A 24270-nucleotide genomic window follows, 5' to 3' on the forward strand; every position below is an offset into this window, starting at 1 on the left:
GCGACATGATGTCGTTTCATATGCCATCCAAAACCCATTGGGTTAGAATGCCCCCCTTTTCTGCCCCCGATCCTTGAGGACCGCCATGTTCAGCCGTGATTTGACTATTGCCAAGTACGACGCCGATCTCTTTGCCGCCATGGAGCAAGAAGCTCAGCGCCAGGAAGAGCACATTGAGCTGATCGCTTCGGAAAACTACACCAGCCCTGCGGTGATGGAAGCTCAAGGCTCGGTACTGACCAACAAGTACGCCGAAGGCTACCCGGGCAAGCGCTACTACGGTGGTTGCGAGTACGTCGACGTTGTTGAACAACTGGCCATCGACCGCGCCAAAGAGCTGTTCGGCGCCGATTACGCCAACGTTCAGCCGCACGCCGGTTCCCAAGCCAACGCCGCTGTCTACCTGGCTCTGCTGCAAGGTGGCGACACTATCCTGGGCATGAGCCTGGCCCACGGTGGTCACCTGACCCACGGTGCCAGCGTTTCCTCCTCCGGCAAGCTGTACAACGCGGTGCAGTACGGCATCGACGCCAATGGCCTGATCGACTACGACGAAGTCGAGCGTCTGGCTGTAGAACACAAGCCGAAAATGATCGTGGCCGGTTTCTCTGCCTACTCGCAAATTCTCGACTTCCCGCGCTTCCGCGCCATCGCTGACAAAGTCGGTGCCTACCTGTTCGTCGACATGGCTCACGTAGCCGGTCTGGTCGCCGCTGGCGTCTACCCGAACCCGGTGCCATTCGCGGACGTGGTCACCACCACCACGCACAAGACCCTGCGCGGTCCACGTGGCGGTCTGATCCTGGCACGCGCCAACGCCGACATCGAGAAGAAGCTGAACTCCGCGGTATTCCCGGGCGCCCAGGGCGGCCCGCTGGAGCACGTGATCGCCGCTAAAGCGATCTGCTTCAAGGAAGCACTGCAGCCTGAGTTCAAGGCTTACCAGGAACAAGTGGTGAAGAACGCCCAGGCCATGGCCGAAGTGTTCATCGAGCGCGGTTTCGACGTGGTGTCCGGCGGTACCAAGAACCACCTGTTCCTGCTGTCGCTGATCAAGCAGGACATCTCCGGTAAAGACGCCGACGCCGCGCTGGGCAAAGCGTTCATTACCGTGAACAAGAACTCCGTGCCTAACGACCCACGCTCGCCGTTCGTCACTTCCGGCCTGCGCTTCGGTACTCCGGCTGTGACCACTCGCGGCTTCAAGGAAGCAGAGTGCAAAGAGCTGGCCGGCTGGATCTGCGACATCCTGGCTGACCTGAACAACGAAGCGGTGATCGACGCCGTTCGTGAGAAAGTCAAAGCCATCTGCAAGAAACTGCCGGTGTACGGCGCGTAATCGCGACGCCAAATCCGCAGCATGAAAAACCGGCCAAGTGATTGGCCGGTTTTTTTATGCCCACATTTTTTCAAACGCCTGAACCGCTCAAGAATGGGACTCACCGCACAACTGGTCAGACCGGTCATGCCAATTCATCAATTTTCACTTGCGATCCGCAAAAATCCGCGCCTAGACTGCACCCGCACTGGACATACCGGTAAGACCACAATAATTAAGTTCTGAATCTGATGCGCCCAAAGGCGCACGGCAGCCAGGACACCGACCAGGATTCCTCCCATGCTCAGATGGTGCTCGCGTTCAATCTTCCTCCAAGTGGTTCTCGGACTGGTGCTCGGCATCGTCTGCGGGCTGACCCTTCCCGAATATTCCGCTCAGCTCAAACCACTGGGTGACGGCTTCATCAAACTGATCAAGATGCTTATCGGCCTGATCGTGTTCTGCGTGGTGGTCAGCGGTATCAGCGGCGCGGGCGATCTGAAGAAAGTCGGGCGCATCGGCCTCAAGTCGGTGATCTACTTTGAAGTGCTGACCACCCTCGCGCTGGTGATCGGTCTGGTATTCGCCTTCAGCACCGGAATCGGCAGCGGCGCGAATATCCATCTGGAGCAACTGTCCGCCGCCGACATGGGCGATATCGCTGAACGCGGCCAGCACATGCACACCACCACCCAGTTCCTGATGGACCTGATCCCGACCTCGGTGCTGGGAGCTTTCGCCGACAACAACATTTTGCAAGTGCTGTTGTTCTCGGTGCTGTTCGGCAGTGCGCTGAATCTGGTGGGCGAAGCGGCCTCCGGAATCTCGCGGCTGATCAACGAACTGAGCCATGTGATCTTCCGGATCATGGGCATGATCGTGCGCCTGGCGCCGATCGGCGTGTTCGGCGCCATCGCCTTCACCACCAGCAAGTACGGCCTCGATTCGCTACAGCACTTGGGCAGTCTGGTCGGCCTGTTTTACCTGACCTGCATGGCGTTCGTCAGCGTGATCCTCGGCGTGGTAATGCGCGCCTCGGGCCTGCGTCTGTGGCCGCTGCTCAAGTACCTGCGTGAAGAGCTGCTGATCGTCATGGGCACCGCTTCTTCCGACGCCGTGCTGCCACAGATCATGCGCAAACTTGAACACCTGGGGATTGGCAGCTCGACGGTCGGGCTGGTGATTCCCACCGGCTATTCGTTCAACCTCGACGGTTTCTCGATCTACCTGACCCTGGCCATCGTGTTCATCGCCAACGCCACCGGCACGCCACTGGCGATGACCGATCTGCTGACAATTCTGCTGGTGTCGCTGATCACTTCCAAGGGCGCCCACGGCATTCCCGGCTCGGCGCTGGTGATTCTGGCGGCGACCCTGACGGCGATTCCGGCGATTCCAGTGGTCGGCCTGGTGCTGGTACTGGCAGTGGACTGGTTCATGGGCATCGGCCGGGCGCTGACCAATCTGATCGGCAACTGCGTCGCCACCGTGGCCATCGCCCGTTGGGAAAAGGACATCGATGTGCAACGCGCAAACAAAGTACTCAGCGGTCAGCAGGGCTACACCTTTCAACCGCGTAAAACCGGAACTCCGGCGCACCAGCAAGAGTTCTGATTTTCAACCCTGTAGGAGCTGCCGCAGGCTGCGATCTTTTGATCTTGTTTGCGGCATCCCCTATGGGCTTACGGAGCTAGACAAGTGATCACCACATCAACCGTCGTCAACTCAGTCGTAGAAAAACTGCGCGCCGCCCTCGCCCGTGGTCAGTGGCGCTCCGGCGACATGCTGCCGGGCCAGCGCGAACTGGCCGAACAACTGGGCATCAGTCGTCCGAGCCTGCGCGAAGCGGTGATCGTCCTGGAAACCCTTGGCCTGGTGCGCTCGATGCCGGGCAAAGGCGTGGTGGTGCTCGACGCCCAGCTCAGTGACAGCCAGAGCCACGACAGCGCGGTGGCCGGCGCCAGCCTCGAAGACGTGCTGCAACTGCGCTACACCCTTGAGCCATTCATCGTCGGTCTGGTCGCGCAGTCGATCAGCAGCAAGGAAGTCGGCCAGTTGCGCCTGACCCTGATGGACATGCGCGAAGCCCTCGAAGCGGGCGACAGCGAAGCCGGGGTCAGCGCCTACATCGCCTTCCACGAGGAGCTGTTCACCCTGACTTCGAACCCGATTTTCCAGAGTGTGGTGCAGCAAACGAGCAATGCCCTCAAGCAAAGCGCCGAAGTGCTGCGCAATTCGCCTGAGCATCTGGCCGAACGCCTGGAAGAAAACGAAGCGGTGGTACGCGCAATCCGCAGCAAGAACAGCGCTCAGGCCAGCGCCGAAATGCGTCGGCACATTCTGCGCGAAGGCCAACGGATGGGCGTTGAATTGAACATTCCGGATGACAACCTCAGCCACTGATTGATTCACACTGGAGACCGGCCATGAACAGCCTTGCCACGTCGCCGCACACTCGTCAGATGTCGGCCCCCCTGCCCTTCTCCCGCCTGCAGGCGTCGGCAGACGATCTGTACCCGCGGCTGTTCGACGCGATTCTGGACCGGCGAATCGACCCGGCCAGCCGCTTCACCGAAGACAGTCTCAAGCAGATGTTTGGCGTCAGCCGCGCCGATGTGCGCCGGGTGCTGACGCAGTTGTCCCATGAGCAGGTGATTGTGCTGCGCGCCAACCATCGGCCACGGGTCGCCACACCGGATGCCGAGCAGACCCGGCAAACCCTGCACGCCCGGCGCCTAACCGAAGCGACGCTAGTGCGTCTGGCTTGTCAGAATGCCTCAGCGGAGAGTTTGAAACGCTTGCGCACGCTGGTCGAGCGTGAACGTCTGGCCGTGACACAGGAACGCCGTGCGGCGGCGATTCGTTTGTCCGGCGAGTTTCATCTGCAGCTGGCACAAATGGCGGGGAATGCACCGTTGGCACATTTTCTTGGCAGTCTGGTGCCGTTGACGTCGCTGGCGATTGCGCGGTGTGATGGATCGACGCTGGGTTGCTGCGCGTGGCAGGAGCATCTGGCGATTGTCGATGTGGTCGCGTCTGGGGATATGTCCATGGCTGAGCGACTGATGAATCAACACCTGGATCATCTTGAGCAGACCTTGCTGGGTACAGCCCTTGAGCATCGTGTCGCCGGTTAGATCGCCTTCGCGAGCAAGCCCGCTCCCACAGTGAATTGCATTCCCCCTGACAGAATGCGGTCTACTGTGGGAGCGGGCTTGCTCGCGAAGGCGTCAGCCCTGGCGCCGAAGAATCATCAGGCAGAAGTCACTCTGGCAAACCCCGCCCGAATCTTCTCTTCCGGCAGATCATCGGCAATAAACACAATCACACTTTCCCGCGCCTCACCCTCGGCCCATTCGGTGTCCCAGTCGAAACCGTAAAGCTTCAGCACGCCCTGAAACACCAGCCGCCGATCCTCGCCAGCGATGTTCAACACGCCCTTGTAGCGCAACAACTGCTTGCCATGTTCTTCCAGCAGCTCATTCATGAACTCGCTGAGTTGATCGATATCCAGCGGCTGGTCTGTGCGCAGCACCAGACTGGAGATGCGGTCGATGGAAGGCGCCTTGCTCACCGGGCGCAGGCTCACCCCGCCGCCCAGGTCAGCATTGAGGTTGAAGCCGCGCACGTCGAGCAGTTCCGCCAGATCGATGTTGCCGTGCTCGACCACACGGATCGGCGCGCGACGATTGATCCGCGTCAGGCGTTCGCTCAGTGCGTTGAACGTGGCTTCATCCACCAGATCGGTCTTGCTCACCAGCAAGCGGTCGGCGAAACCGATCTGCGCCTGAGCAATTGTCTGGGTCAGGTGCTGGTCGGCATGAGCGGCATCCACCAGGGTAATGATGCCGTCGAGCAGATAGCGTTCGCGCAGTTCTTCATCGATGAAAAAGGTCTGTGCCACCGGGGCCGGGTCGGCCAGACCGGTGCACTCGATCACCAGACGGTCGAAGGCGATTTCACCGCTGTCCAGGCGTTCGAGCAGCAGGTACAGGGCCTTGGTCAGATCGGTGTGGATGGTGCAGCAGACGCAGCCGTTGGCCAGGGTCATGACTTGCACCGGTTCGACGCCGAGCAACTGGGTGTCGATGCCGGCGTCGCTGAATTCGTTCTCGATCACGGCGATCTTCAGGCCATGCTCGGCTTTGAGCAGATGGCGCAACAAGGTGGTCTTGCCGGCACCGAGGAAACCGCTGAGTACCGTTACAGGTATGGGAGAAGACAAAACACGATCTCCTGAAACAAACACAAAACAAATGTGGGAGCGAGCCTGCTCGCGAAAGCGGTGTGTCAGTCAAATCATTCATCAACTGACACTCCGTATTCGCGAGCAGGCTCGCTCCCACAGGGGGATGACCTCAACCGCAGGCTGTCAGCTCAACAGCACTTCGGCCCACCCTTGCCACCGTAACGCGCTTCCTGACGTTCGCGGAAGAACATCTCGTAGCTCATCACCGGTTTGTCCGGGTGTTTGGTTTGCATATGCTCGACGTAGGTGTCGTAGTCGGGCATGCCGACCATCAGGCGTGCGGCCTGACCGAGGTATTTACCGAGGCGACTCAGGTCATTGAACATGGTGCAATCCTCTGGTTACGCGTCCGGCAGGGCCTGGAATGGCGATTCTTTATCCGTTCGCTCTTTTTTGCCCCAGGCAGCGATGCCGACCTTGAGCGCATAGAACAGGATGCTGAAGACCACGAACAGGAACAGCGCCGTGAGCGTTGCGTTGGTGTAGGCGTTGAAGATCACGTGCTGCATCTGCTCGATACTCTTGGCCGGGGCAATGACTTGCCCGGCGGCCAGGGCATCGCTGTACTTCTTGGCCAGCGACAGGAAGCCGATCGCCGGGTTGGCGTCGAACAGCTTGATGAAGCCTGCAGTGGTGGTGCAGATCAGCAGCCAGGCGGCTGGCAGCAGGGTGACCCAGATGTAGCGCTGACGCTTCATCTTGATCAGGACCACGGTGCCGAGCATCAGCGCGATACCGGCCAGCATCTGGTTGGAGATACCGAACAGCGGCCACAGGGTGTTGATGCCGCCCAGCGGATCGATCACGCCCTGATACAGCAACCAGCCCCACATCGCCACACAACCGGCGGTGGCGATCAGGTTGGCAGTCCACGATTCGGTGCGCTTGAGCGCCGGAACGAAGGAGCCGAGCAGGTCCTGCAGCATGAAGCGCCCGGCACGGGTGCCGGCGTCTACAGCGGTCAGGATGAACAGCGCTTCGAACAGAATCGCGAAGTGGTACCAGAACGCCATGGTGTTTTCACCCGGCAGGACACTGTGCAGGATCTGCGCGATACCGACCGCCAGGGTCGGCGCGCCGCCGGCACGGGCGAGGATGGTGGTTTCGCCGATGTCGTGAGCCACGGCTTGCAGCGCCTCCGGCGTGATCGCGAAGCCCCAGCTGCTGACCATCTGCGCCACCGATGCGACGTCACCGCCGACCACGGCGGCCGGGCTGTTCATGGCGAAGTACACGCCCGGCTCGATCACCGAAGCGGCAACCATGGCCATGATCGCCACAAACGATTCCATCAGCATGCCGCCGTAACCGATGTAACGCGCGTTGGTTTCGTTATCCAGCAACTTCGGCGTGGTGCCCGAAGAGATCAGTGCGTGGAACCCGGACACCGCACCGCAAGCGATGGTGATGAACAGGAACGGGAACAGACCGCCCTTCCACACCGGGCCGGTGCCGTCGACGAACTGGGTCAGCGCCGGCATTTTCAGCTCGGGCATGGTCACCAGAATGCCGATCGCCAAGGCGATGATGGTGCCGATCTTGAGGAACGTCGACAGGTAGTCGCGTGGCGCGAGGATCAGCCACACCGGCAACACGGCGGCGACGAAGCCATAACCGATCAGCATCCAAGTGATTTGCACGCCGGTGAAGCTGAAGGCCTTGGCCCACACCGGATCAGCGGCAATCTGCCCGCCGAGCCAGATCGAACCGAGCAGCAGCAACACACCGATGACCGAGATCTCGCCGATGCGGCCCGGGCGGATGTAGCGCATGTAGATGCCCATGAACATCGCGATCGGGATGGTCGCCATCACGGTGAAGATGCCCCATGGGCTCTCTGCCAGTGCCTTGACCACGATCAGCGCCAGCACCGCGAGGATGATGATCATGATCAGGAAGCAGCCGAACAGGGCGATGGTGCCGGGGATGCGGCCCATTTCTTCACGCACCATGTCGCCCAGGGAACGGCCGTTGCGCCGGGTCGACATGAACAGAACCATGAAGTCCTGCACCGCGCCCGCCAGCACCACCCCGGCAATCAGCCACAGCGTGCCGGGCAGATAACCCATCTGCGCCGCCAGTACCGGGCCGACCAGAGGTCCTGCGCCGGCGATGGCCGCGAAGTGGTGACCGAAAAGAATGTGTTTGTTGGTTGGAACGTAGTCCAGACCGTCGTTGTTGAGCACGGCGGGGGTGGCCCGACGCGGATCGAGTTGCATCACATTGTTGGCGATGAACAGGCTGTAGTAACGGTACGCGACCAGATAAATGGCCACTGCCGCGACCACGATCCACAAGGCGTTGATCGCCTCTCCTCGGCGCAATGCCACTACGCCCAGGGCGCACGCTCCTACGATTGCCAGCACTAGCCAGGGTAAGTGGCGTAGCAGGCTATTATTATTTTTCATTTTATTATTCCAGCCAGGGTGGACAAGAAAGACAGCCACCCCGAGTTTAGCGCTTACGGCGCCAAAGGCCATACCCCGACGTTGGTCTAGACGGCTCGTTGATTGGCAGCCACCCGCGAGTCGGGTCTATAGTCAGCGAACTCTCCCGAGGATTGCGCCATGAGCGAACACCCAGCCAATCGCCGTCGCTTCAAACGTATTGCGTTCGATGCCAGAACCGAGTTGCGCCAAGGTGAATATATCTGGCCGGTGAAACTGATCGACCTGTCGCTCAAAGGGCTGCTGATCGAACGGCCGGAGCCGTGGCTTGGGGATAGGGAGCAGGATTTCTTCGTCAACATTCATCTGAGCGATGATGTCGATATCGAGATGGATGTACACCTGGCTCACGAAGATCACGGACAACTAGGCTTCGTCTGCCGGCATATCAGTCTGGAGTCGATCCAGCGCTTGCGACGGTTGATCGAGCTCAACCTGGCTGACGAAGCCGAGCTTGAGCGCGAACTCGGCGCCCTGATCGAAATCTAGCCATCAATACAAATCCCCTGTGGGAGCGGGCTTGCCCGCGAAGAAGCCGTGTCAATCAACATTGATTTCGACTGACACACCGCTTTCGCGGGCAAGCCCGCTCCCACAGGACTATTCGAACAATGCGTCGAGCGCCTGTTCCAACCGGGTCACGGCAATGATCTGCAACCCCGGCGGCGCCTCTTTCGGTGCATTGCCCTTGGGCACGATCGCCCGTTTGAAGCCATGCTTGGCCGCTTCCTTCAAGCGCTCCTGGCCGCTCGGCACCGGACGCACCTCGCCGGACAAACCGACTTCGCCAAACACCAGCAGATCATGCGGCAACGGCCGGTTGCGCAGGCTCGACATCACCGCCGCCATCAACGCCAGGTCGGACGCGGTCTCCAGCACCTTCACCCCGCCGACCACGTTGAGGAACACGTCCTGATCATGGGTCGGAATGCCGCCATGGCGATGCAATACCGCCAACAACATCGCCAATCGGTTCTGATCAAGGCCCAACGTCACGCGCCGTGGATTGGCCAGATGGCTGTCATCGACCAACGCCTGCACTTCCACCAGCATCGGCCGGGTGCCTTCCCAGGTGGCCATCACCACACTGCCCGGGACTTCTTCCTGGGCACGGGTGAGAAAAATCGCCGAAGGGTTGGAGACTTCTTTCAGGCCCTTGTCGGTCATGCCGAACACGCCCAGTTCATTGACCGCACCGAAACGGTTTTTCACCGCCCGCAACAAACGCAAACGGCCATCGGATTCGCCTTCGAAATACAGCACGGTGTCGACCATGTGTTCGAGAACCCTTGGGCCTGCCAATGCGCCTTCCTTGGTGACGTGACCGACGAGGAAGATCGCCGTGCCACTCTGCTTGGCATAACGCACCAGCAGCGCCGCGCTCTCACGTACCTGCGAGACGCCACCCGGCGCTGATTGCAGCTGTTCGGTGAAAATCGTCTGGATCGAGTCGATCACCATCACCTTGGGTTTTTCCTGACGGGCGGTGGCGATGATGGTTTCGATGCAGGTTTCGGTCATCACCCGCAGTTGATCCTGGGGCAACCCCAAACGCCGGGCGCGCATCGCCACTTGCTGCTGGGATTCTTCGCCGGTGACGTACAGCGCCGGCATGCTCTTGGCGAGGTTGCACAGGGTCTGCAACAGAATCGTCGACTTGCCGATGCCCGGATCACCACCGATCAGCACCACCGAACCGTCGACCAGACCGCCACCCAAGACTCGATCCAGCTCACCGGACGCAGTGGAGAAACGTGGAATCTCCTCGATGCTGACTTCGGCCAGGGTCTTGATCTGCGCTTGCTGCCCGGCCCAGCCGGTACGCCCGGTGGGCGCCGTGGCCCCGCCGCTTTCGATCATGGTTTCGGTCAGGGTGTTCCAGGCGCCGCACTCGCCGCACTGGCCCGCCCACTTGGGAAAGGTTGCGCCGCACTCGGTGCAGCCGTACATGCGCTTGGCCTTGGCCATCTGGATCCCCCGGCAAAAACCGCGATGATAACGCAGCCACCGCTCAGCGCGGCGCGGCGGTACGGATTTCGCCGTTGGCCAGACGCGCGGCGCTGTTGCCCAGCGGGTCTTCGGCATTGAGATCGGCGCCTTTGGCCTTGAGCGCATCGAGCAGTTCGACACGCTTGAACAACCCGGCGTACATGGCCGCAGTCTGGCCTGCGCCGTTGCGCTGATCGGGGCTGCAATCGGTGGCCATCAGCCTTCGAGCAATCTGTATCTCGCCTTTGAAAATCGCGCCCATCAGCGCTGTGTTGCCACGTTGGTCCTGCGCGCAGGCATCAGCGCCCGCCGCCAGTAACCGGTCAACTGCCGCACCCTGGCCGTGATACGCCGCCAGAATCAAAGCGGTGTAGCCCTTGCTGTCGCGGGTATCGAGGGAATAACCGGACTCGATAAAGGTCTCGAGCATCGGCACATCACCACGCCGGGCGGCATCGAAATAGTAATCCTGCAACTGCGCCTTGATCGCCTCGGGGTTCTGTTCGGCCAGCGCTGCAAATGACAGGCAACCGAGCAACAGTAAAAGAAAGGCACGCATAAACGCTCTCCTTGGGCAGAGCGGGGCCTGAGTCAGGCCCCGCGTTGCATGGCGTCGAGATCAGTCGACCAGTTTCGCTGCCAGCGCCTTGACCCGGCTCAGATCACCCTTGGCCACTTTGGTCACACCGGTGCCGTATTCCGGATCTGCCTTATAAAGAAAGGACAGGATGATGTGCTTGCTCTCGTCATCGGTGGTCGCCAGCGAACCGCCGAAGCTGGTGATCAGGTCCTGACGCTCCTGCTGGCTGAACGAGCGATACAGATCCCCGGCCTGTTTGAAGTTCTGCTCACGCTGAATCTTCGCCTGCTGGGTGCTGCCCGACAGTGCCAGCTGGCTGTAACGCGCGCTTTGCGGCTCTTCACGCGGTTGCATGCGGCTTGGCTGATAGTTCACGCCAGACGCCGTGGCACCGAAGTTCATCGCACCGTCCTGATTGCCATTGTTGACCGCAACTTTTGGCGCATTGATCGGAAGTTGCAGGCCGTTTGCACCCAGGCGATACATCTGCGTATCGGCATAAGAAAACACTCGACCTTGCAACAGACGATCTTCTGAAGGTTCGATACCCGGCACAACATTGGCCGGGGCCATGGCAACTTGTTCGGTTTCCTGGAACACATTGGCCGGATTACGGTTCAACACCATTTGTCCAACTTTTCGCTCAGGAACATTCGGCCAGATTTTGGTAGCGTCCAATGGATCGAAATCAAACTTGGACAAATCTTGCGGATTCAGCACTTGGATGTACAAGTCCCATTTCGGGAAATCACCCTTATTGATATGACTGACCAGATCATTAGTCATATGACTGTAATCTTTGCCCTGAACTTTCTCGACTTGTTCAGGTGTCAGGTTTTTGATGCCCTGCAAACTTTTCCAGTGGAACTTCACATAGTGCACTTCGCCATTGGCGTTAACCAACTTGTAGGCATGCACGCCATTACCGTCCATTTCCCGATAACTGGCTGGAGTACCCGAATTGGAATACAGCTCGGTCAGCGTGCGAGTGGCTTCCGGCACGTGGGAGAAGAAGTCGAAACGACGCGAGTCATCGTCAAGGTTGGTGCGTGGATCGGGTTTGAACGCATGGACCATGTCCGGAAACTTGATCGCGTCGCGAATGAAGAAGGTCGGGAAGTTGTTGCCGACCAGGTCCCAGTTGCCATCAGCGGTGTAGAACTTGGTGGCAAAGCCCCGTGGATCGCGCAGGGTTTCCGGGGAGTGGTTACCGTGAACCACTGCGGAGAAGCGCACGAACACTGGCGTCACCTGCCCGGCAGCGAATACCTTGGCCTTGCTCAGGTCGCTGAGGTCGTTGGTCACGGTGAACGTGCCATGGGCACCGGTACCGCGGGCATGCACCACACGCTCGGGAATGCGCTCACGGTCGAAACGCTGGAGTTTCTGGATCAGTTGCACGTCTTGCAGCAGCACCGGGCCGTTGGCGCCGGCGGTTTGCGAGTTCTGATTGTCGCCCACCGCTGCACCGTTATCCCGGGTCAGGGGCGCGGCGTGCACGGAGAAGGTCAACAGGCTGGCGGTGAGTACGCCGAGCGTACGGCGATGGGGAAAAGCCCCCAATCCAAGGGTGGAATTCATATCAGGTTCCTCTGGTTCTTTTGGGCGCATCCAGGTGCGCCAACCAGAGGCTAGAGGGCTAAGTCCGCGAACATAAATAGAAAGTTCGTAACCCGACGATTAAAAATTTTGGCTTCCCGATCAGCGTGTTACGGCGTATTTCGCGCGCGATTAGTGGCACTTTGCAAACTAATTGCAGATTTATCGGTCGATAAAAACGGGCATTGTAAGAAGGTGTTTCGCGCAGGACGCGTTTGCTGATTTACACTGCGTACACCAACCTCATCTGTAACAAGGAAATAACCTATGGGCGTGCTTAGTGAGTTCAAGGCCTTCGCGGTCAAAGGCAATGTGGTCGACATGGCCGTCGGTATCATCATCGGTGCCGCCTTTGGCAAAATTGTTTCGTCGTTTGTCGGCGACGTGATCATGCCGCCAATCGGCCTGTTGATCGGAGGGGTGGACTTCAGTGATCTGGCCATCACGCTTAAAGCCGCCGAGGGCAACGCCCCTGCCGTGGTCATGGCTTACGGTAAATTCATCCAGAGCATTCTGGACTTCGTGATTGTCGCCTTCGCGATCTTCATGGGTGTCAAAGCCATCAACCGCCTTAAACGCGAAGAAGCCGTAGCCCCTTCCCTGCCACCGGTTCCGACCAAGGAAGAAGAGTTGCTCGGTGAGATCCGCGATCTGCTCAAGGCCCAGAACAACCGGCCTTGACTGCTTGATGAATAAAGAACGGCGCCTGATGGCGCCGTTTTTTTACCAGTAGTTTTCCACCGCCACCTGTCCCGGCCGCCGCGTCAGGCTCAGGCTCATGTGGCGTTTCTTCAGCAGTGCCCGGGTGTCGTCGATCATCTGCGGATTGCCGCACAGCATGACGCGCGAGTGCTCGGGGGCCAGTTCAACGCCGGCTTCACGCTCCAGCTCGCCGCTTTCAATCAGGCTGGTAATACGGCCATGCAAGGCACCAGGAACCTTTTCTCGGGTAACGGTGGGAATGAACTGCAGTTTATGGGCGTGTTCTGCCAGGTAATCACGCTCGGACAGTTCTGCAATCAACGACTGATAGGCCAGTTCCCGCGCTTCGCGCACGCTGTACACCAGAATGATCCGCTCGAATCGCTCCCACACTTCGAAGTCCTGCAGAATCGACAGAAACGGCGCAACCCCGGTCCCGGTGGATAACAGCCACAAATCCCGACCGTCGACAAACCGATCCAGCGTCAGGTAACCAAAGGCCTGGCGTTCCACCAGCAGGGTATCGCCGACCTGCAAGCGACTAAGTTCACTGGTGAATTCGCCACCTGGCACCACGATGGAGAAGAACTCGAGAAACTCGTCGAAGGGTGAAGAGACCATCGAGTAAGCACGCCAGACCGTGCTGCCATCAGCCTTTGTCACCCCCAGGCGAGCGAATTGTCCCGCGCGAAACCTGAAGCCCGTATCGCGCGTGGTGCGCAGGGTAAACAGACTGGGGGTCAAAGGCTGCACGTCGAGCAAGGTCTGGGCAGTAAATTTATCTGCGCTGACAGTCATGGGGGCACTCCACGGAAAAGACCCTGACAGTCTCGCGCAAACCCAGAACATAAACACCACTGCTTTTGTAGTGGTTTACCGTTCAGACCGCCCGAAAAAATGAGAATTAAACCCAAATGCCGTTAATACAGCAGTATTCAAAGTCCGATTGAATGACAGGTTAAATCCAACGCGTTATTGATGACTAATAACCTTTCCAGCAACTAACCGCCCCCTCCAAGAGCAAAAAAATTCAACGCCATTTGTAAGACCTGTCCTACACTCGGTTGCGTGCAGGATCCGATTGGATCCATAAAAAGCACCCGACGAACGACTCATGGAGAGTGAGTGATGGAAATGTGGAAGGAGTCGCAATTAAAGCAACTGACTTTCGCAAGAGAAATAGAGACCGCTTATCCGATCTTGCTGCGATTCGCTCAAAATATTGGCTTCAATTTTTGTGCCATCTCATTGACATCAAACAATCGGAACGCTGACTTAAAGACCTTGCAAATCAATAACTATCCGAAAGAGTGGAACCAACTTTATGAAAGACAAAACTACAGAAAAATCGACCCGGTAGTAGCACACTGCAGTCATTCAATGCTGCCGATTGTCTGGACCGAGGACGTGTTTTCGCAAACCTTGTCGCTGTGGGACGCGCAACAGAGGCATGGGTTGCGACACGGTTGGTCCCAGTCGTTCCACCACGAAGACAGCGGGCTGTGCAGCACCCTGAGCCTTGCCAGGAAAAACGGTCCATTAAGTCCGCTCGAGTTATACGAGCATTTTGGCTATATGTTTTACGCAACCAGCCACCTGAGTGACCTGTTCGCCAAAACCTTGCCCAAACCGGCCAAAAAGCCCGTCCCCCCACGCCTTTCACCGCGAGAACTGGAAGTGCTCAAGCTCTCGGCGCTCGGCAAGACGGCCTATGAGATTGCCAGGATCCTCTGCCTGAGCGAGCGGACGGTGAATTACCACGTGCAAAACGTGATTCTCAAACTGAACGTCTGCAACAAGATTTCTGCGGTCATTGCCGCCAAGAGTTGCGGCCTTCTCGACATGCCCGCCCACTAAAAGCTGCGAGTATTTCAACGGAAAAAAACGTACCATTTGCAACCTTCCTGAGTGATGACGTGCGCCGCACGCCGCAGTCCACTCGGATGGTTCCGCCGCGCGACGCCCTGGGCTGCGGGCCACCCGTTGAATAACCAGAGTTCTCGCCCGATGCCCTTGCTCGAAACACCCTTTGCCCAACTCGACCTGATCCGCCAGCCCGAGCAGCAGAATGAACCTCTGCAAGCGTTCGATGCGGCTGACGAATACCTGCTCAATCATCTGGCCGCGCAACAACCGACGGCAGACACCCGGGTGTTGGTACTCAATGACAGCTTCGGAGCGCTGGCGGCGAGTCTGGCAGGCAAGGTTCAGGTCAGCAGCAGTGGCGACTCGTTTCTCGCATTCCAGGGCCTGGAAAAGAACTTGGTACGCAACGGCCTGGCATTTGATGCCGTGCGCGGGATTGCGGCCAGTGAGCCGTTGATCGGGCCGTTCGACCGGGTGCTGATCCGCGTGCCCAAGACGCTGGCATTGCTGGAAGAGCAACTGATCCGCCTGCAAGGGCTACTGGCACCCGGCGCCGAAGTGGTGGCAGCGGCCATGGTCAAGCATTTGCCGCGCGCAGCCGGTGATCTGCTGGAGCGTTACATTGGCCCGGTACAGGCTTCACTGGCGGTGAAGAAAGCTCGCCTGTTGATCGCAACGCCTGAAGCCAAAGCCCCGGCGACCTCGCCCTACCCTTCGCGTTATCAACTGGACGAGCCGGCCATCGAATTGCTCAACCACGCCAACGTGTTTTGCCGTGAAGGCCTGGATATCGGCACCCGAGCTTTTCTCCCGCACCTGCCCAAGAACCTCGGCAGCGCCCGCGTCGCCGACCTCGGCTGCGGTAACGGCGTACTGGCCATCGCCAGCGCCCTGCACAACCCCGACGCGCACTACACGCTGGTCGACGAATCGTTCATGGCCGTGCAATCGGCCGCCGAGAACTGGCGCGCCGCGCTGGGCGAGCGCGAAGTGCTCGTGCGCGCCGGCGATGGTCTGGCCGGCCAGGCGCCGCAATCGCTGGACGTAGTGCTGTGCAATCCGCCGTTCCATCAACAACAGGTGGTGGGCGATTTCCTCGCCTGGCGCATGTTCCAGCAGGCGCGCGAGGCGCTGGTGGTAGGCGGTGCGTTGTACATCGTCGGCAACCGGCACCTGGGTTATCACAGCAAGCTGGCGCGGCTGTTCCGTGGCGTCGAGCAAGTGGCGGCCACACCGAAGTTCGTGATTCTCAAAGCCCGCAAGTAAAGCGTCAGGCCAAAAAAAACCCTCCGCAATGCGGAGGGTCGTAGAACCGTGCCCAAGGGCAGCGGGACGGGATGTTTCAGTGTGTGGTCAGGCCGGCCGCGTTCATGAACAGGCGCATCAGGCTGGCGGCAATGAACAGCGCGCCGACGCTACCGATCCAGATCAGGGCCAACCAGCCGAGCCGCTGCCACAGCGGCTTTTTTTCGGCTTCTTCAATCTCGTGCAGGGAATGTTTGCCGTTCATTGCATCGTTCCTCTTGGGCGATGGCGTCGCTGAGGACGCCACCGCGAGACGGCTTGCTCTCACAAGGTGAGCAGAGCGAGAGATCAGTGGTAACCGTCTTCATGGGTGACCTTGCCGCGGAACACGTAGTAGCTCCAGAAGGTATAACCCAGGATGAACGGGATGATGAACAGCGTACCGACCAGCATGAAGCCCTGGCTCTGCGGCGGTGCGGCGGCGTCCCAGATCGAGATCGACGGCGGCACGATGTTCGGCCACAGGCTGATGCCCAGACCGCTATAGCCGAGGAAAATCAGCACCAGGGTCAGCAAAAACGGCATGTAGTTGGCATTGCGCGCCACCGCGCGGATCAGCCCGTACAGCGTCACCAGCACCAGAATCGGCACCGGCATGAACCAGAACAGGTTCGGCATGCTGAACCAGCGTGTCGCGATCTCGGGGTGAGCCAGCGGCGTCCACAGACTGACGATGCCGATCACCGCCAACAGCACGAATGCCAGCGGCCGCGCGAGGTTGTGCATCTGCTCCTGCAACTTGCCTTCGGTCTTCATGATCAACCAGGTGCAACCGAGCAAGGCATAGGCCACCACCAGCGCGGCGCCGCAGAACAGGGTGAACGGTGTCAGCCAGTCCAGTGAACCACCGGCGTATTGCCGATTGACCACCGGCAAACCGTCGATGAAAGCCCCGAGTGCCACGCCCTGGAAGAACGTCGCCGCCACCGAACCGCCGATGAACGCCTTGTCCCACAGGTGACGCTTGTCGTCCTTGGCCTTGAAGCGGAACTCGAACGCCACACCGCGGAAAATCAGGCCGATCAGCATGAAGATCAACGGCAGGTACAGCGCCGACAGCACCACCGAATAGGCCAGCGGGAACGCGCCGAACAACGCCGCGCCGCCCAGTACCAGCCAGGTTTCATTGCCGTCCCAAACCGGGGCGACGGTGTTCATCATCACGTCACGGTCGGTCTTGCCCGGGATGAACGGGAAGAGAATCCCGATCCCCAGGTCGAAGCCGTCCATGACCACGTACATCATGATGCCGAAGATGATGATCACGGCCCAGATCAGCGGAAGATCAATACCCATGAGTCAAATCTCCTTTTCCAGGCTGCGCTGCGAGTCGGCGTCGGTACCTTCATCATCGGCTGCGGACAACGGCCGAGCCGGAGTGCGTTTCTGGCCAGGACCACCTTCGTTGGTTTCCTTGCCTTCGTCGGTTTTCGGCCCTTTGCGCACCAGGCGCATCATGTAGCCAAGCCCCGCACCGAACAGCGCGAAATACACTACGACGAACATGATCAGGGTGATGCTCATCTGCATGAAACTGTGATTGGACGAGGCATCCGCCGTGCGCATCAGCCCGTAGACCACCCACGGCTGCCGACCGATTTCAGTGGTGAACCAGCCAGCGAGGATCGCGATCAGGCCGGACGGCCCCATCCACAGCGCCAGATACAGGAACGGCCGCGAGGTGTAGAGCGAATCGCGCTTGCGCAGCCACAGGCTCCACAGACCGGTGAAGATCATCAGGAAGCCGAGACCGACCATGACCCGGAACGACCAGAACACAATGGTCGAGTTCGGCCGGTCTTCAGGCGGGAACTCCTTGAGTGCCGGCACTTGCTTGTCCAGCGAGTGGGTGAGGATCAGGCTGCCGAGGTACGGAATCTCCACGGCGAACTTGGTTTTCTCTTCCTTCATGTCCGGCCAGCCGAACAGGATCAACGGGGTCGCTTCGTTGCCTTTGTTTTCCCAGTGGCCTTCGATCGCGGCGATTTTCGCCGGCTGATGCTCAAGGGTGTTCAGCCCGTGGAAGTCACCGATAACCGCCTGGATTGGCGCGACGATCAGCGCCATCCACATTGCCATCGACAGCATGGTGCGGATCGCCGGGTTGTCCTTGCCGCGAAGCAGGTGCCAGGCCGCCGACGAGCCAACGAAGAACGCCGTGGCCACGAACGCGGCGGTCGCCATGTGCATCAGGCGATACGGGAACGATGGGTTGAACACGATGGCCAGCCAGTCGGTCGGGATCACCTGGCCGTTGACGATCTCGAAGCCTTGCGGCGTCTGCATCCAGCTGTTGGAAGCGAGAATCCAGAATGTCGAGATCAGCGTGCCGATCGCCACCATCACCGTGGAGAAGAAGTGCAGTTTGCGTCCGACCTTGTTCCAGCCGAACAGCATCACCCCGAGGAAACCGGCCTCAAGGAAGAATGCCGTGAGCACCTCGTAGGTCAGCAACGGTCCGGTGACGGAACCGGCGAAGTCCGAGAAACGGCTCCAGTTGGTGCCGAACTGGTAAGCCATGACCAGACCGGAGACCACACCCATGCCGAAGTTGACGGCAAAGATTTTCGACCAGAAGTGGTAGAGATCCCGGTAAGTGTCGTTATGGGTTTTCAACCACAACCCTTCAAGCACCGCCAGGTAGCTCGCCAGACCAATGGTGATGGCCGGGAACAGGATGTGGAACGAGATGGTGAACGCGAACTGAATTCGGGCGAGATCGAGTGCCTCTAAACCGAACATAAGTCTTCCTCTGTCAGGTAATACCGGCATTGGGGCTTGTGGCCCCTGCCTACTGCCCCCACGGATATGGAGTGCGGCGAATTCTGATTCGTTCTTTTTTAACAGCCATCGCAACGCAGGGAGTCTGGCCAACGGGCCACCAGAGCATGGCCCGGGAGGGTCTTGATCTGGATCAAGCAACGTTAAAAGAGTAGTCCCATTTCCGACGAAGAACGGCGTGGTCGTTTGCCGCGTGACAAGTTGCCTCATTGCCTGGGCAACGTTCTGAAATACATCCCCAGAGCGGCACGACCTGTAGCGAGGGGATTCATCCCCGATGGGCGGCGAAGCAGCCCCACAGACATCCTGCCTTTTGGTGCATCGTCAATTTTTTACGACTGCTGCGCAGCCGATCGGGGATAAATCCCCTCACCACATTGAGATGAGGTATGCCAGGGAGCGATAGATGTCTGGCTAACTAAATTTTTTGTCATAGCAACTTCCTGTTACAGACTGGTGATAACCTCGCGGTTCCCCCAAGAGCCAGACCTGCCTTCAGATGCCCAGCCAAGAGCCCCTGCTGTTACGTCACCATCGTCCTTTTCTTGCGTTCTGGTTCGCCCGGATCTTTACCGCCAGTGGCTTTCAGATGCTTACCGTGGCGATCGGCTGGAATCTGTATCAACTCACCGGCAACGTGCTCGACCTGGGGCTGGTCGGGCTGGTGGAATTCGCACCACGGGTGCTGTTCATGCTGCACACCGGGCATGTCGCCGACCGCTATGACCGACGCCGGGTCGCGGCGATCTGTCAGTCGTTGCAGGCGTTGATTGCCCTGGCACTGGCCATCGGCAGTGCGACCGACCACGTCACCCGGGAAATGATCTTTATCCTCGCCTTCCTGCTCGGTGCCGCACGATCCTTCGAGATGCCGACGACCCAGGCGCTGCTGCCAAGTATCGTGCCCAGCGCCCTGTTTCCACGGGCGGTCGCCGCAGCGCAGTCGGCTCAACAGTCAGCCACCATTGTCGCTCCGGCCCTCGGTGGCTTGCTTTACGCGTTTGGCAGTGTCTGGGTCTACGGCCCGACGGTGTTGCTCTACGTCATCGCCTGCACCTTGATGCTCAACCTGCCCGCCCGACAAACGCCGCTGAACAAAGGCAAAGCCACGCTGGATTCGTTGCTGGCGGGTATCCGCTTCATTCGCAGCCGCCCGGACATTCTCGGGGCGATCTCGCTGGATCTGTTCGCGGTGTTGCTCGGTGGCGCTACGGCGTTGCTGCCGGTGTTCGCCAAGGACATCTTGCTCACCGGGCCGTGGGGCTTGGGCCTGCTGCGCTCGGCGCCGGCGGTAGGCGCGTTGGGGATGTCACTGTTTCTGGCGCGATTTGCCGTCGAGCGCAATGTTGGCCGGGTGATGTTCACCGCCGTTGGCGTGTTCGGCGTCGCAACCATCGCCTTCGGTCTGTCGACCTCGTTCTGGTTCTCGCTGGCGGTGCTGGTGGTGCTAGGCGCGGCGGACATGATCAGCATGGTGATCCGCGCCTCCTTCGTTCAGTTGGAAACCCCGGACGAAATGCGTGGCCGGGTCAGCGCGGTGAACGGCCTGTTCATCGGCGCCTCGAACCAGTTGGGCGAATTCGAATCCGGCCTCACCGCGCACTGGTTCGGCACCGTCCCGGCGGTGGTGATGGGCGGGATCGGCACGCTGGTGGTCACCGGAACGTGGATCAAACTGTTCCCGACCCTGGCCAACCGCGACCGGATGCATGTGCCGGTGGAAGAGGCGAAGGTCTGAGGCTCGTCAAACCAATATCTCCCCCGCCACTTTCACCCGCAATGCCTTGCCACCAAGCTGCTCAACCAGCGTCAGGGCAAAGGCCAGTGCGGCGCCGGAGCCCTGGGCGGTGATGCAATTGCCGTCGACCACCACCGGTTGATCAACAAACGTACAGCCCGACAGTTGATGGCTGGCACTCGGCAGGCAGGTCATGCGCCGTTGGCGCAATACACCTGAGGCTTGCAGGGCAATGGCCGGGGCTTCGCCGATGGCGGCGAACAGGCGTCCGGCGCTGGCCTGGTCCTTGAGCAATTGCTGCAGCGGCTGATGCGCCGCGAGATGTTGGGCGCCGACGGCACCACCGGGCAGGACGATCAGGTCGAAGGTCTGCGCCAATACATCAACCAGCATGCCATCGGCCGTCAGGCGCGTACCGCGCGCGCAGGTCAGCATGCGCCGGCCTTCGATGCTGGCCGCCACGACTTCAACGCTGGCGCGGCGCAGCACGTCGATCAGGGTCACGCTTTGCAGATCATCAATGCCCTCTGCGAGGGTAATCAGGGCTCTAAAGGTCATGGGCGCTATCCGCTGGGTGATCTTTCAAGCGTAGTCAGCTTTGCCTTGCCCTGTTCGATGACAGCCGTTACTTGATGTAAAGCTGGGCCGACAGGGTGTTGCGTGGCGCGTTGATCGAGGTGTTACTGAAGGTGAAGGTGCCTTCCTGCTTGCCCGCCAGATCAAAGGTATACAGTGAGCCGACGGTGTTGCTGCCGGGCTTGCACTCAGTCAGGTTGCCGTTATCAAAGGCGCACACCGGCGCCCGGGTGCCGTTGACTTCAAAACCATCGAGCGTGGCATGCGGCTGGTTCTGGCCATAGCCGATTTCCAGCACGAACACCTTGATGCTCGGGCCGCTGTGATCGCATCGGGTTTGCGGCTGGTTATCGCCGATGTCTTCCAGACCACAGGCCGGCGATTGAACCTTGATCACCTTCACTTCAGTCAACGGTGGCGCCGAGGCTGCCAGCGCCGCCGTCGACCCGGCCATCAGCCCGGCCACTACCCCGAAAGCCTTTATCCAGCGCTTGCCCATGTGATCACGTTTCCCCGAAAAATTCAGCGCGCAGTATGGCGCAGTTGGCCCTGTGGCAAAACTTCGACGACGTTCGGCACCAACAACCGCCATATTCCTCACGCTGCTGGTATGATGCGCGGCTTTTTCCGGCCCACCACAAATTCCCAGGCGCTTGCGACGGTCTGTGCTTTGCTGTTGAGGTCGATACATTCACGGCGCCGCGCGCGCCACGGGGAGCAGACATGCTGGAAAGGCTGTTTCAACTCAAGGCACACAACACCAACGTGCGTACCGAGATTCTGGCGGGCGTCACGACCTTCCTGGCCATGGCCTACATTCTGTTCGTCAACCCGAGCATCCTCGGCGAGACCGGCATGGACAAGGGCGCGGTGTTCGTCGCCACCTGTCTGGCAGCCGCCATCGGCTCGACCATCATGGGCCTGATCGCCAACTACCCGATCGCCCTCGCGCCAGGCATGGGCCTGAACGCCTTCTTCACTTACACCGTGGTCCTGCACATGGGCCACACCTGGCAAGTGGCGCTGGGCGCGGTGTTCATCTCGGCAGTGTGCTTCTTCCTGCTGTCGATCTTCCGCATCCGCGAATGGATCATCAACAGCATCCCGCTGCCGCTGCGCTCGGCGATTGCCGCCGGTATCGGCCTGTTCCTGGCGCTGATCGCCCTGCACAACGCGGGCATCGTGGTCAGCAACCCGGCGACCATGGTCGGCCTCGGTGACCTGAAAGCCCCGGCGCCGATCCTCGCCACCCTCGGCTTCGCCCTGATCGTCGCCCTCGAAGCGCTGAAAGTGCGCGGCGCAGTGCTGATCGGCATTCTGGCAGTGACCATCATTTCCATCGCCATGGGCTTCACCCCGTTCGGCGGCGTGACCTCGATGCCACCTTCGCTGGCCCCGACCTTCATGCAACTGGACATCAAGGGCGCGCTGGACATTGGTCTGGTCAGCGTGATCTTCGCCTTCCTGTTCGTCGACCTGTTCGACAACTCCGGCACCCTGATCGGCGTCGCCAAACGCGCCGGCCTGATGGGCAAGGACGGCCACATGCCGAAAATGGGCCGGGCACTGATCGCCGACAGCACCGCGGCGATGGCCGGCTCGCTGCTGGGTACTTCGACCACCACCAGCTACATCGAATCCGCGGCTGGCGTGAGCGCTGGCGGGCGTACCGGTCTGACGGCTGTAGTGGTAGCTATCCTGTTCCTGCTGGCGCTGTTCTTCTCGCCACTGGCGGCCAGCGTGCCAGCCTTCGCCACCGCGCCGGCGCTGCTGTTCGTCGCCGTGCTGATGACTTCCGGTCTGGCGGAAATAGACTGGGAAGACATCACCGTCGCCGCACCGGTCGTGGTCACCGCGCTGGCCATGCCGTTCACCTACTCGATCGCCAACGGCATCGCCTTCGGCTTCATCTCCTGGACCGTGATCAAGTTGCTGTCGGGCCGCGCCCGTGAGCTGAACCCGGCGCTGGTGATTCTGTCGATTCTGTTCGTGATCAAGTTGGGTTGGTTCAACGCATGACTTTCGATTCCCAGGCCTACGCCACTCAGCTCGAAGACAAGGTCACGCGTTTGCGTGATTTGCTGGCCCCGTTCGATGCGCCAGAGCCGACCGTGTTCGACTCGCCGCTGCAGAACTTCCGCCTGCGCGCGGAATTTCGCCTGTGGCGCGAGGCCGGTGAGCGGCACTACGCGATGTTTTCCCAGGACGACAAACGCACGCCGATCCTGATCGAAGAGTTCCCGATTGCCAGCCTGCGCATCAACCAGTTGATGCCGCAGCTCAAGGCGGCATGGCAGGCCAGTTCGGCGCTGAGCCACAAGCTGTTCCAGGTGGAGTTCCTGACCACCCTGGCCGGCGATGCGATGATTACCCTGTGCTATCACCGTCCGCTGGACGAACACTGGCATGCGGCCGCGTCGAAGTTGGCGGCTGATCTCAACGTCAGCGTCATCGGCCGCTCCAAGGGCAAGCGCGAAGTCATCGGCCACGATTACGTGGTGGAGAAACTCGACGTCGGTGGTCGCACCTTCAGCTACCGCCAGCCAGAAGGCGCGTTCACCCAGCCCAACGGCACGGTGAACCAGAAAATGCTCAACTGGGCCTATGAAGCATTGGGCGATCGTCCCGACGATCTGCTGGAGCTGTATTGCGGCAACGGCAACTTCACCCTGCCGCTCGCCACCCGTGTGCGCAAAGTGCTGGCCACCGAGATCAGCAAGACCTCGGTCAACGCCGCACTGAGCAACCTCAGCGAAAACGCTGTGGATAACGTCACGCTGGTGCGCCTGTCCGCCGAAGAGCTGACCGAAGCGCTGAACGAAGTGCGCCCGTTCCGTCGCCTGCAAGGAATCGACCTGAAGAGCTACGAGTTCGGCAGCGTATTCGTCGACCCGCCGCGCGCCGGCATGGACCCGGACACCTGCGAGCTGACCCGGCGCTTCGACAACATCCTGTACATCTCCTGCAACCCGGAAACCCTGGCCGCCAACATCGCCCAACTGCACGACACGCACCGCATCACCCGCTGCGCGATGTTCGACCAGTTCCCGTGGACGCATCACATGGAGTCCGGGGTGTTGCTGACCCGCCGTTGATGGCGAATGCCGAATACAAAAAAGC

At 60.0% G+C, this 24270-nt stretch carries 23 protein-coding genes; 11 read left to right on the forward strand and 12 right to left on the reverse strand.

Annotation, left to right across the window (positions count from 1 at the left end):
- The first annotated feature begins 85 nt into the window (after positions 1-85).
- The 4 genes from glyA to AC3WMV_RS16445 all read left to right on the forward strand — a co-directional run bounded on the left by glyA (position 86) and on the right by AC3WMV_RS16445 (position 4455).
- The gene (gene glyA / locus AC3WMV_RS16430; RefSeq protein ID WP_103367280.1) at positions 86-1339 is read left to right on the forward strand and encodes a serine hydroxymethyltransferase; all 1254 of its coding nucleotides are present in this window, start codon (positions 86-88) and stop codon (positions 1337-1339) included.
- 279 nt (positions 1340-1618) lie between these two features.
- Positions 1619-2932 carry a C4-dicarboxylate transporter DctA gene (locus tag AC3WMV_RS16435; RefSeq protein ID WP_095139287.1) on the forward strand — a complete coding sequence of 438 codons (1314 nt, stop codon included), beginning with the start codon at positions 1619-1621 and terminating at the stop codon, positions 2930-2932.
- An 84-nt stretch (positions 2933-3016) separates the two neighbouring features.
- The gene (locus tag AC3WMV_RS16440) at positions 3017-3721 is read left to right on the forward strand and encodes a FadR/GntR family transcriptional regulator (RefSeq protein WP_027612834.1); all 705 of its coding nucleotides are present in this window, start codon (positions 3017-3019) and stop codon (positions 3719-3721) included.
- A gap of 23 nt (positions 3722-3744) precedes the next feature.
- The gene (locus AC3WMV_RS16445) at positions 3745-4455 is read left to right on the forward strand and encodes a GntR family transcriptional regulator (RefSeq protein ID WP_103367279.1); all 711 of its coding nucleotides are present in this window, start codon (positions 3745-3747) and stop codon (positions 4453-4455) included.
- Between the two features lie 116 nt (positions 4456-4571).
- On the opposite strand, the gene yjiA is transcribed toward AC3WMV_RS16445, so the two are convergent.
- The 3 genes from yjiA to AC3WMV_RS16460 form a co-directional block, all read right to left on the reverse strand.
- Complete coding sequence (yjiA, locus tag AC3WMV_RS16450; RefSeq protein WP_096795248.1) at positions 4572-5543, reverse strand: GTPase; 972 nt, start codon at positions 5541-5543, stop codon at positions 4572-4574.
- A gap of 152 nt (positions 5544-5695) precedes the next feature.
- Entirely contained in the window at positions 5696-5893 is a 198-nt protein-coding gene (locus AC3WMV_RS16455) for a YbdD/YjiX family protein (RefSeq protein WP_003228401.1), read from the reverse strand.
- A gap of 15 nt (positions 5894-5908) precedes the next feature.
- Positions 5909-7975 (reverse strand): carbon starvation CstA family protein, encoded by a 2067-nt coding sequence (locus tag AC3WMV_RS16460; RefSeq protein ID WP_007963766.1) that lies wholly within the window; start codon positions 7973-7975, stop codon positions 5909-5911.
- Between the two features lie 159 nt (positions 7976-8134).
- On the opposite strand from AC3WMV_RS16460, the gene AC3WMV_RS16465 reads away from it, so the two are divergent.
- Positions 8135-8503, forward strand: coding sequence for a PilZ domain-containing protein (locus tag AC3WMV_RS16465; RefSeq protein WP_103367278.1), 369 nt, complete (start codon positions 8135-8137; stop codon positions 8501-8503).
- A 111-nt stretch (positions 8504-8614) separates the two neighbouring features.
- Here the strand turns inward: AC3WMV_RS16465 and radA are convergent, their stop codons facing one another.
- From radA to katB, 3 genes are read right to left on the reverse strand one after another with little or no spacing between them, the layout of a single operon-like run.
- Positions 8615-9982 carry a DNA repair protein RadA gene (gene radA / locus AC3WMV_RS16470; protein ID WP_007963764.1) on the reverse strand — a complete coding sequence of 456 codons (1368 nt, stop codon included), beginning with the start codon at positions 9980-9982 and terminating at the stop codon, positions 8615-8617.
- Between the two features lie 43 nt (positions 9983-10025).
- The gene (locus tag AC3WMV_RS16475) at positions 10026-10562 is read right to left on the reverse strand and encodes an ankyrin repeat domain-containing protein (RefSeq protein ID WP_103367277.1); all 537 of its coding nucleotides are present in this window, start codon (positions 10560-10562) and stop codon (positions 10026-10028) included.
- Between the two features lie 60 nt (positions 10563-10622).
- On the reverse strand, positions 10623-12164 hold the full coding sequence (gene katB, locus AC3WMV_RS16480; protein WP_103367276.1) for a catalase KatB: 1542 nt from the start codon (positions 12162-12164) through the stop codon (positions 10623-10625).
- A 285-nt stretch (positions 12165-12449) separates the two neighbouring features.
- Here katB and mscL point away from each other — a divergent pair, with 285 nt between their 5' ends.
- Positions 12450-12863, forward strand: coding sequence for a large-conductance mechanosensitive channel protein MscL (mscL, locus tag AC3WMV_RS16485; protein WP_027612841.1), 414 nt, complete (start codon positions 12450-12452; stop codon positions 12861-12863).
- Positions 12864-12905: 42 nt separating this feature from the next.
- Here the strand turns inward: mscL and AC3WMV_RS16490 are convergent, their stop codons facing one another.
- Complete coding sequence (locus tag AC3WMV_RS16490) at positions 12906-13682, reverse strand: ferredoxin--NADP reductase (protein WP_027612842.1); 777 nt, start codon at positions 13680-13682, stop codon at positions 12906-12908.
- Positions 13683-14012: 330 nt separating this feature from the next.
- On the opposite strand from AC3WMV_RS16490, the gene AC3WMV_RS16495 reads away from it, so the two are divergent.
- Complete coding sequence (locus AC3WMV_RS16495; RefSeq protein ID WP_027612843.1) at positions 14013-14741, forward strand: helix-turn-helix transcriptional regulator; 729 nt, start codon at positions 14013-14015, stop codon at positions 14739-14741.
- A gap of 150 nt (positions 14742-14891) precedes the next feature.
- Positions 14892-16016 (forward strand): methyltransferase, encoded by a 1125-nt coding sequence (locus AC3WMV_RS16500; RefSeq protein WP_027612844.1) that lies wholly within the window; start codon positions 14892-14894, stop codon positions 16014-16016.
- A gap of 76 nt (positions 16017-16092) precedes the next feature.
- Here the strand turns inward: AC3WMV_RS16500 and AC3WMV_RS16505 are convergent, their stop codons facing one another.
- From AC3WMV_RS16505 to AC3WMV_RS16515, 3 genes are all read right to left on the reverse strand, one after another.
- On the reverse strand, positions 16093-16260 hold the full coding sequence (locus AC3WMV_RS16505) for a DUF2474 domain-containing protein (protein WP_007963754.1): 168 nt from the start codon (positions 16258-16260) through the stop codon (positions 16093-16095).
- 83 nt (positions 16261-16343) lie between these two features.
- Positions 16344-17351 carry a cytochrome d ubiquinol oxidase subunit II gene (gene cydB, locus AC3WMV_RS16510; RefSeq protein ID WP_007963753.1) on the reverse strand — a complete coding sequence of 336 codons (1008 nt, stop codon included), beginning with the start codon at positions 17349-17351 and terminating at the stop codon, positions 16344-16346.
- A 3-nt stretch (positions 17352-17354) separates the two neighbouring features.
- The gene (locus tag AC3WMV_RS16515; protein ID WP_027612845.1) at positions 17355-18797 is read right to left on the reverse strand and encodes a cytochrome ubiquinol oxidase subunit I; all 1443 of its coding nucleotides are present in this window, start codon (positions 18795-18797) and stop codon (positions 17355-17357) included.
- A 538-nt stretch (positions 18798-19335) separates the two neighbouring features.
- On the opposite strand from AC3WMV_RS16515, the gene AC3WMV_RS16520 reads away from it, so the two are divergent.
- On the forward strand, positions 19336-20574 hold the full coding sequence (locus AC3WMV_RS16520; protein ID WP_007963751.1) for an MFS transporter: 1239 nt from the start codon (positions 19336-19338) through the stop codon (positions 20572-20574).
- 6 nt (positions 20575-20580) lie between these two features.
- On the opposite strand, the gene AC3WMV_RS16525 is transcribed toward AC3WMV_RS16520, so the two are convergent.
- Positions 20581-21132, reverse strand: coding sequence for a DJ-1 family glyoxalase III (locus AC3WMV_RS16525; protein WP_103367275.1), 552 nt, complete (start codon positions 21130-21132; stop codon positions 20581-20583).
- Between the two features lie 67 nt (positions 21133-21199).
- On the reverse strand, positions 21200-21649 hold the full coding sequence (locus tag AC3WMV_RS16530; protein ID WP_103367274.1) for a DUF4879 domain-containing protein: 450 nt from the start codon (positions 21647-21649) through the stop codon (positions 21200-21202).
- A gap of 224 nt (positions 21650-21873) precedes the next feature.
- Between AC3WMV_RS16530 and AC3WMV_RS16535 the strand changes: the two genes are divergently transcribed.
- Together AC3WMV_RS16535 and trmA are read left to right on the forward strand one after the other, a co-directional pair.
- Positions 21874-23169 carry an NCS2 family permease gene (locus AC3WMV_RS16535; RefSeq protein WP_003228434.1) on the forward strand — a complete coding sequence of 432 codons (1296 nt, stop codon included), beginning with the start codon at positions 21874-21876 and terminating at the stop codon, positions 23167-23169.
- Positions 23166-24245, forward strand: a complete 1080-nt coding sequence (gene trmA, locus AC3WMV_RS16540; RefSeq protein WP_047602591.1) for a tRNA (uridine(54)-C5)-methyltransferase TrmA — start codon at positions 23166-23168, stop codon at positions 24243-24245. Before AC3WMV_RS16535 ends, trmA begins: the two co-directional genes overlap by 4 nt.
- Positions 24246-24270: the final 25 nt, after the last annotated feature.

It is taken from the genome of Pseudomonas sp. FW305-3-2-15-E-TSA4 (assembly GCF_058787295.1).

Excerpts from the sequence above, each read along its gene's own strand:
- AC3WMV_RS16460 (WP_007963766.1), bottom strand. The coding sequence starts at position 7,975 with ATGAAAAATAATAATAGCCTGCTACGCCACTTACCCTGGCTAGTGCTG.
- katB (WP_103367276.1), bottom strand. The coding sequence starts at position 12,164 with ATGAATTCCACCCTTGGATTGGGGGCTTTTCCCCATCGCCGTACGCTC.
- AC3WMV_RS16455 (WP_003228401.1), bottom strand. The coding sequence starts at position 5,893 with ATGTTCAATGACCTGAGTCGCCTCGGTAAATACCTCGGTCAGGCCGCA.
- AC3WMV_RS16515 (WP_027612845.1), bottom strand. The coding sequence starts at position 18,797 with ATGTTCGGTTTAGAGGCACTCGATCTCGCCCGAATTCAGTTCGCGTTC.
- AC3WMV_RS16505 (WP_007963754.1), bottom strand. The coding sequence starts at position 16,260 with ATGAACGGCAAACATTCCCTGCACGAGATTGAAGAAGCCGAAAAAAAG.
- AC3WMV_RS16530 (WP_103367274.1), bottom strand. The coding sequence starts at position 21,649 with ATGGGCAAGCGCTGGATAAAGGCTTTCGGGGTAGTGGCCGGGCTGATG.
- AC3WMV_RS16535 (WP_003228434.1), top strand. The coding sequence starts at position 21,874 with ATGCTGGAAAGGCTGTTTCAACTCAAGGCACACAACACCAACGTGCGT.
- AC3WMV_RS16465 (WP_103367278.1), top strand. The coding sequence starts at position 8,135 with ATGAGCGAACACCCAGCCAATCGCCGTCGCTTCAAACGTATTGCGTTC.
- cydB (WP_007963753.1), bottom strand. The coding sequence starts at position 17,351 with ATGGGTATTGATCTTCCGCTGATCTGGGCCGTGATCATCATCTTCGGC.
- AC3WMV_RS16490 (WP_027612842.1), bottom strand. The coding sequence starts at position 13,682 with ATGACTGTCAGCGCAGATAAATTTACTGCCCAGACCTTGCTCGACGTG.
- AC3WMV_RS16445 (WP_103367279.1), top strand. The coding sequence starts at position 3,745 with ATGAACAGCCTTGCCACGTCGCCGCACACTCGTCAGATGTCGGCCCCC.
- radA (WP_007963764.1), bottom strand. The coding sequence starts at position 9,982 with ATGGCCAAGGCCAAGCGCATGTACGGCTGCACCGAGTGCGGCGCAACC.
- AC3WMV_RS16500 (WP_027612844.1), top strand. The coding sequence starts at position 14,892 with ATGCCCTTGCTCGAAACACCCTTTGCCCAACTCGACCTGATCCGCCAG.
- glyA (WP_103367280.1), top strand. The coding sequence starts at position 86 with ATGTTCAGCCGTGATTTGACTATTGCCAAGTACGACGCCGATCTCTTT.
- AC3WMV_RS16525 (WP_103367275.1), bottom strand. The coding sequence starts at position 21,132 with ATGACCTTTAGAGCCCTGATTACCCTCGCAGAGGGCATTGATGATCTG.
- AC3WMV_RS16520 (WP_007963751.1), top strand. The coding sequence starts at position 19,336 with ATGCCCAGCCAAGAGCCCCTGCTGTTACGTCACCATCGTCCTTTTCTT.
- trmA (WP_047602591.1), top strand. The coding sequence starts at position 23,166 with ATGACTTTCGATTCCCAGGCCTACGCCACTCAGCTCGAAGACAAGGTC.
- AC3WMV_RS16435 (WP_095139287.1), top strand. The coding sequence starts at position 1,619 with ATGCTCAGATGGTGCTCGCGTTCAATCTTCCTCCAAGTGGTTCTCGGA.
- mscL (WP_027612841.1), top strand. The coding sequence starts at position 12,450 with ATGGGCGTGCTTAGTGAGTTCAAGGCCTTCGCGGTCAAAGGCAATGTG.
- AC3WMV_RS16475 (WP_103367277.1), bottom strand. The coding sequence starts at position 10,562 with ATGCGTGCCTTTCTTTTACTGTTGCTCGGTTGCCTGTCATTTGCAGCG.
- AC3WMV_RS16495 (WP_027612843.1), top strand. The coding sequence starts at position 14,013 with ATGGAAATGTGGAAGGAGTCGCAATTAAAGCAACTGACTTTCGCAAGA.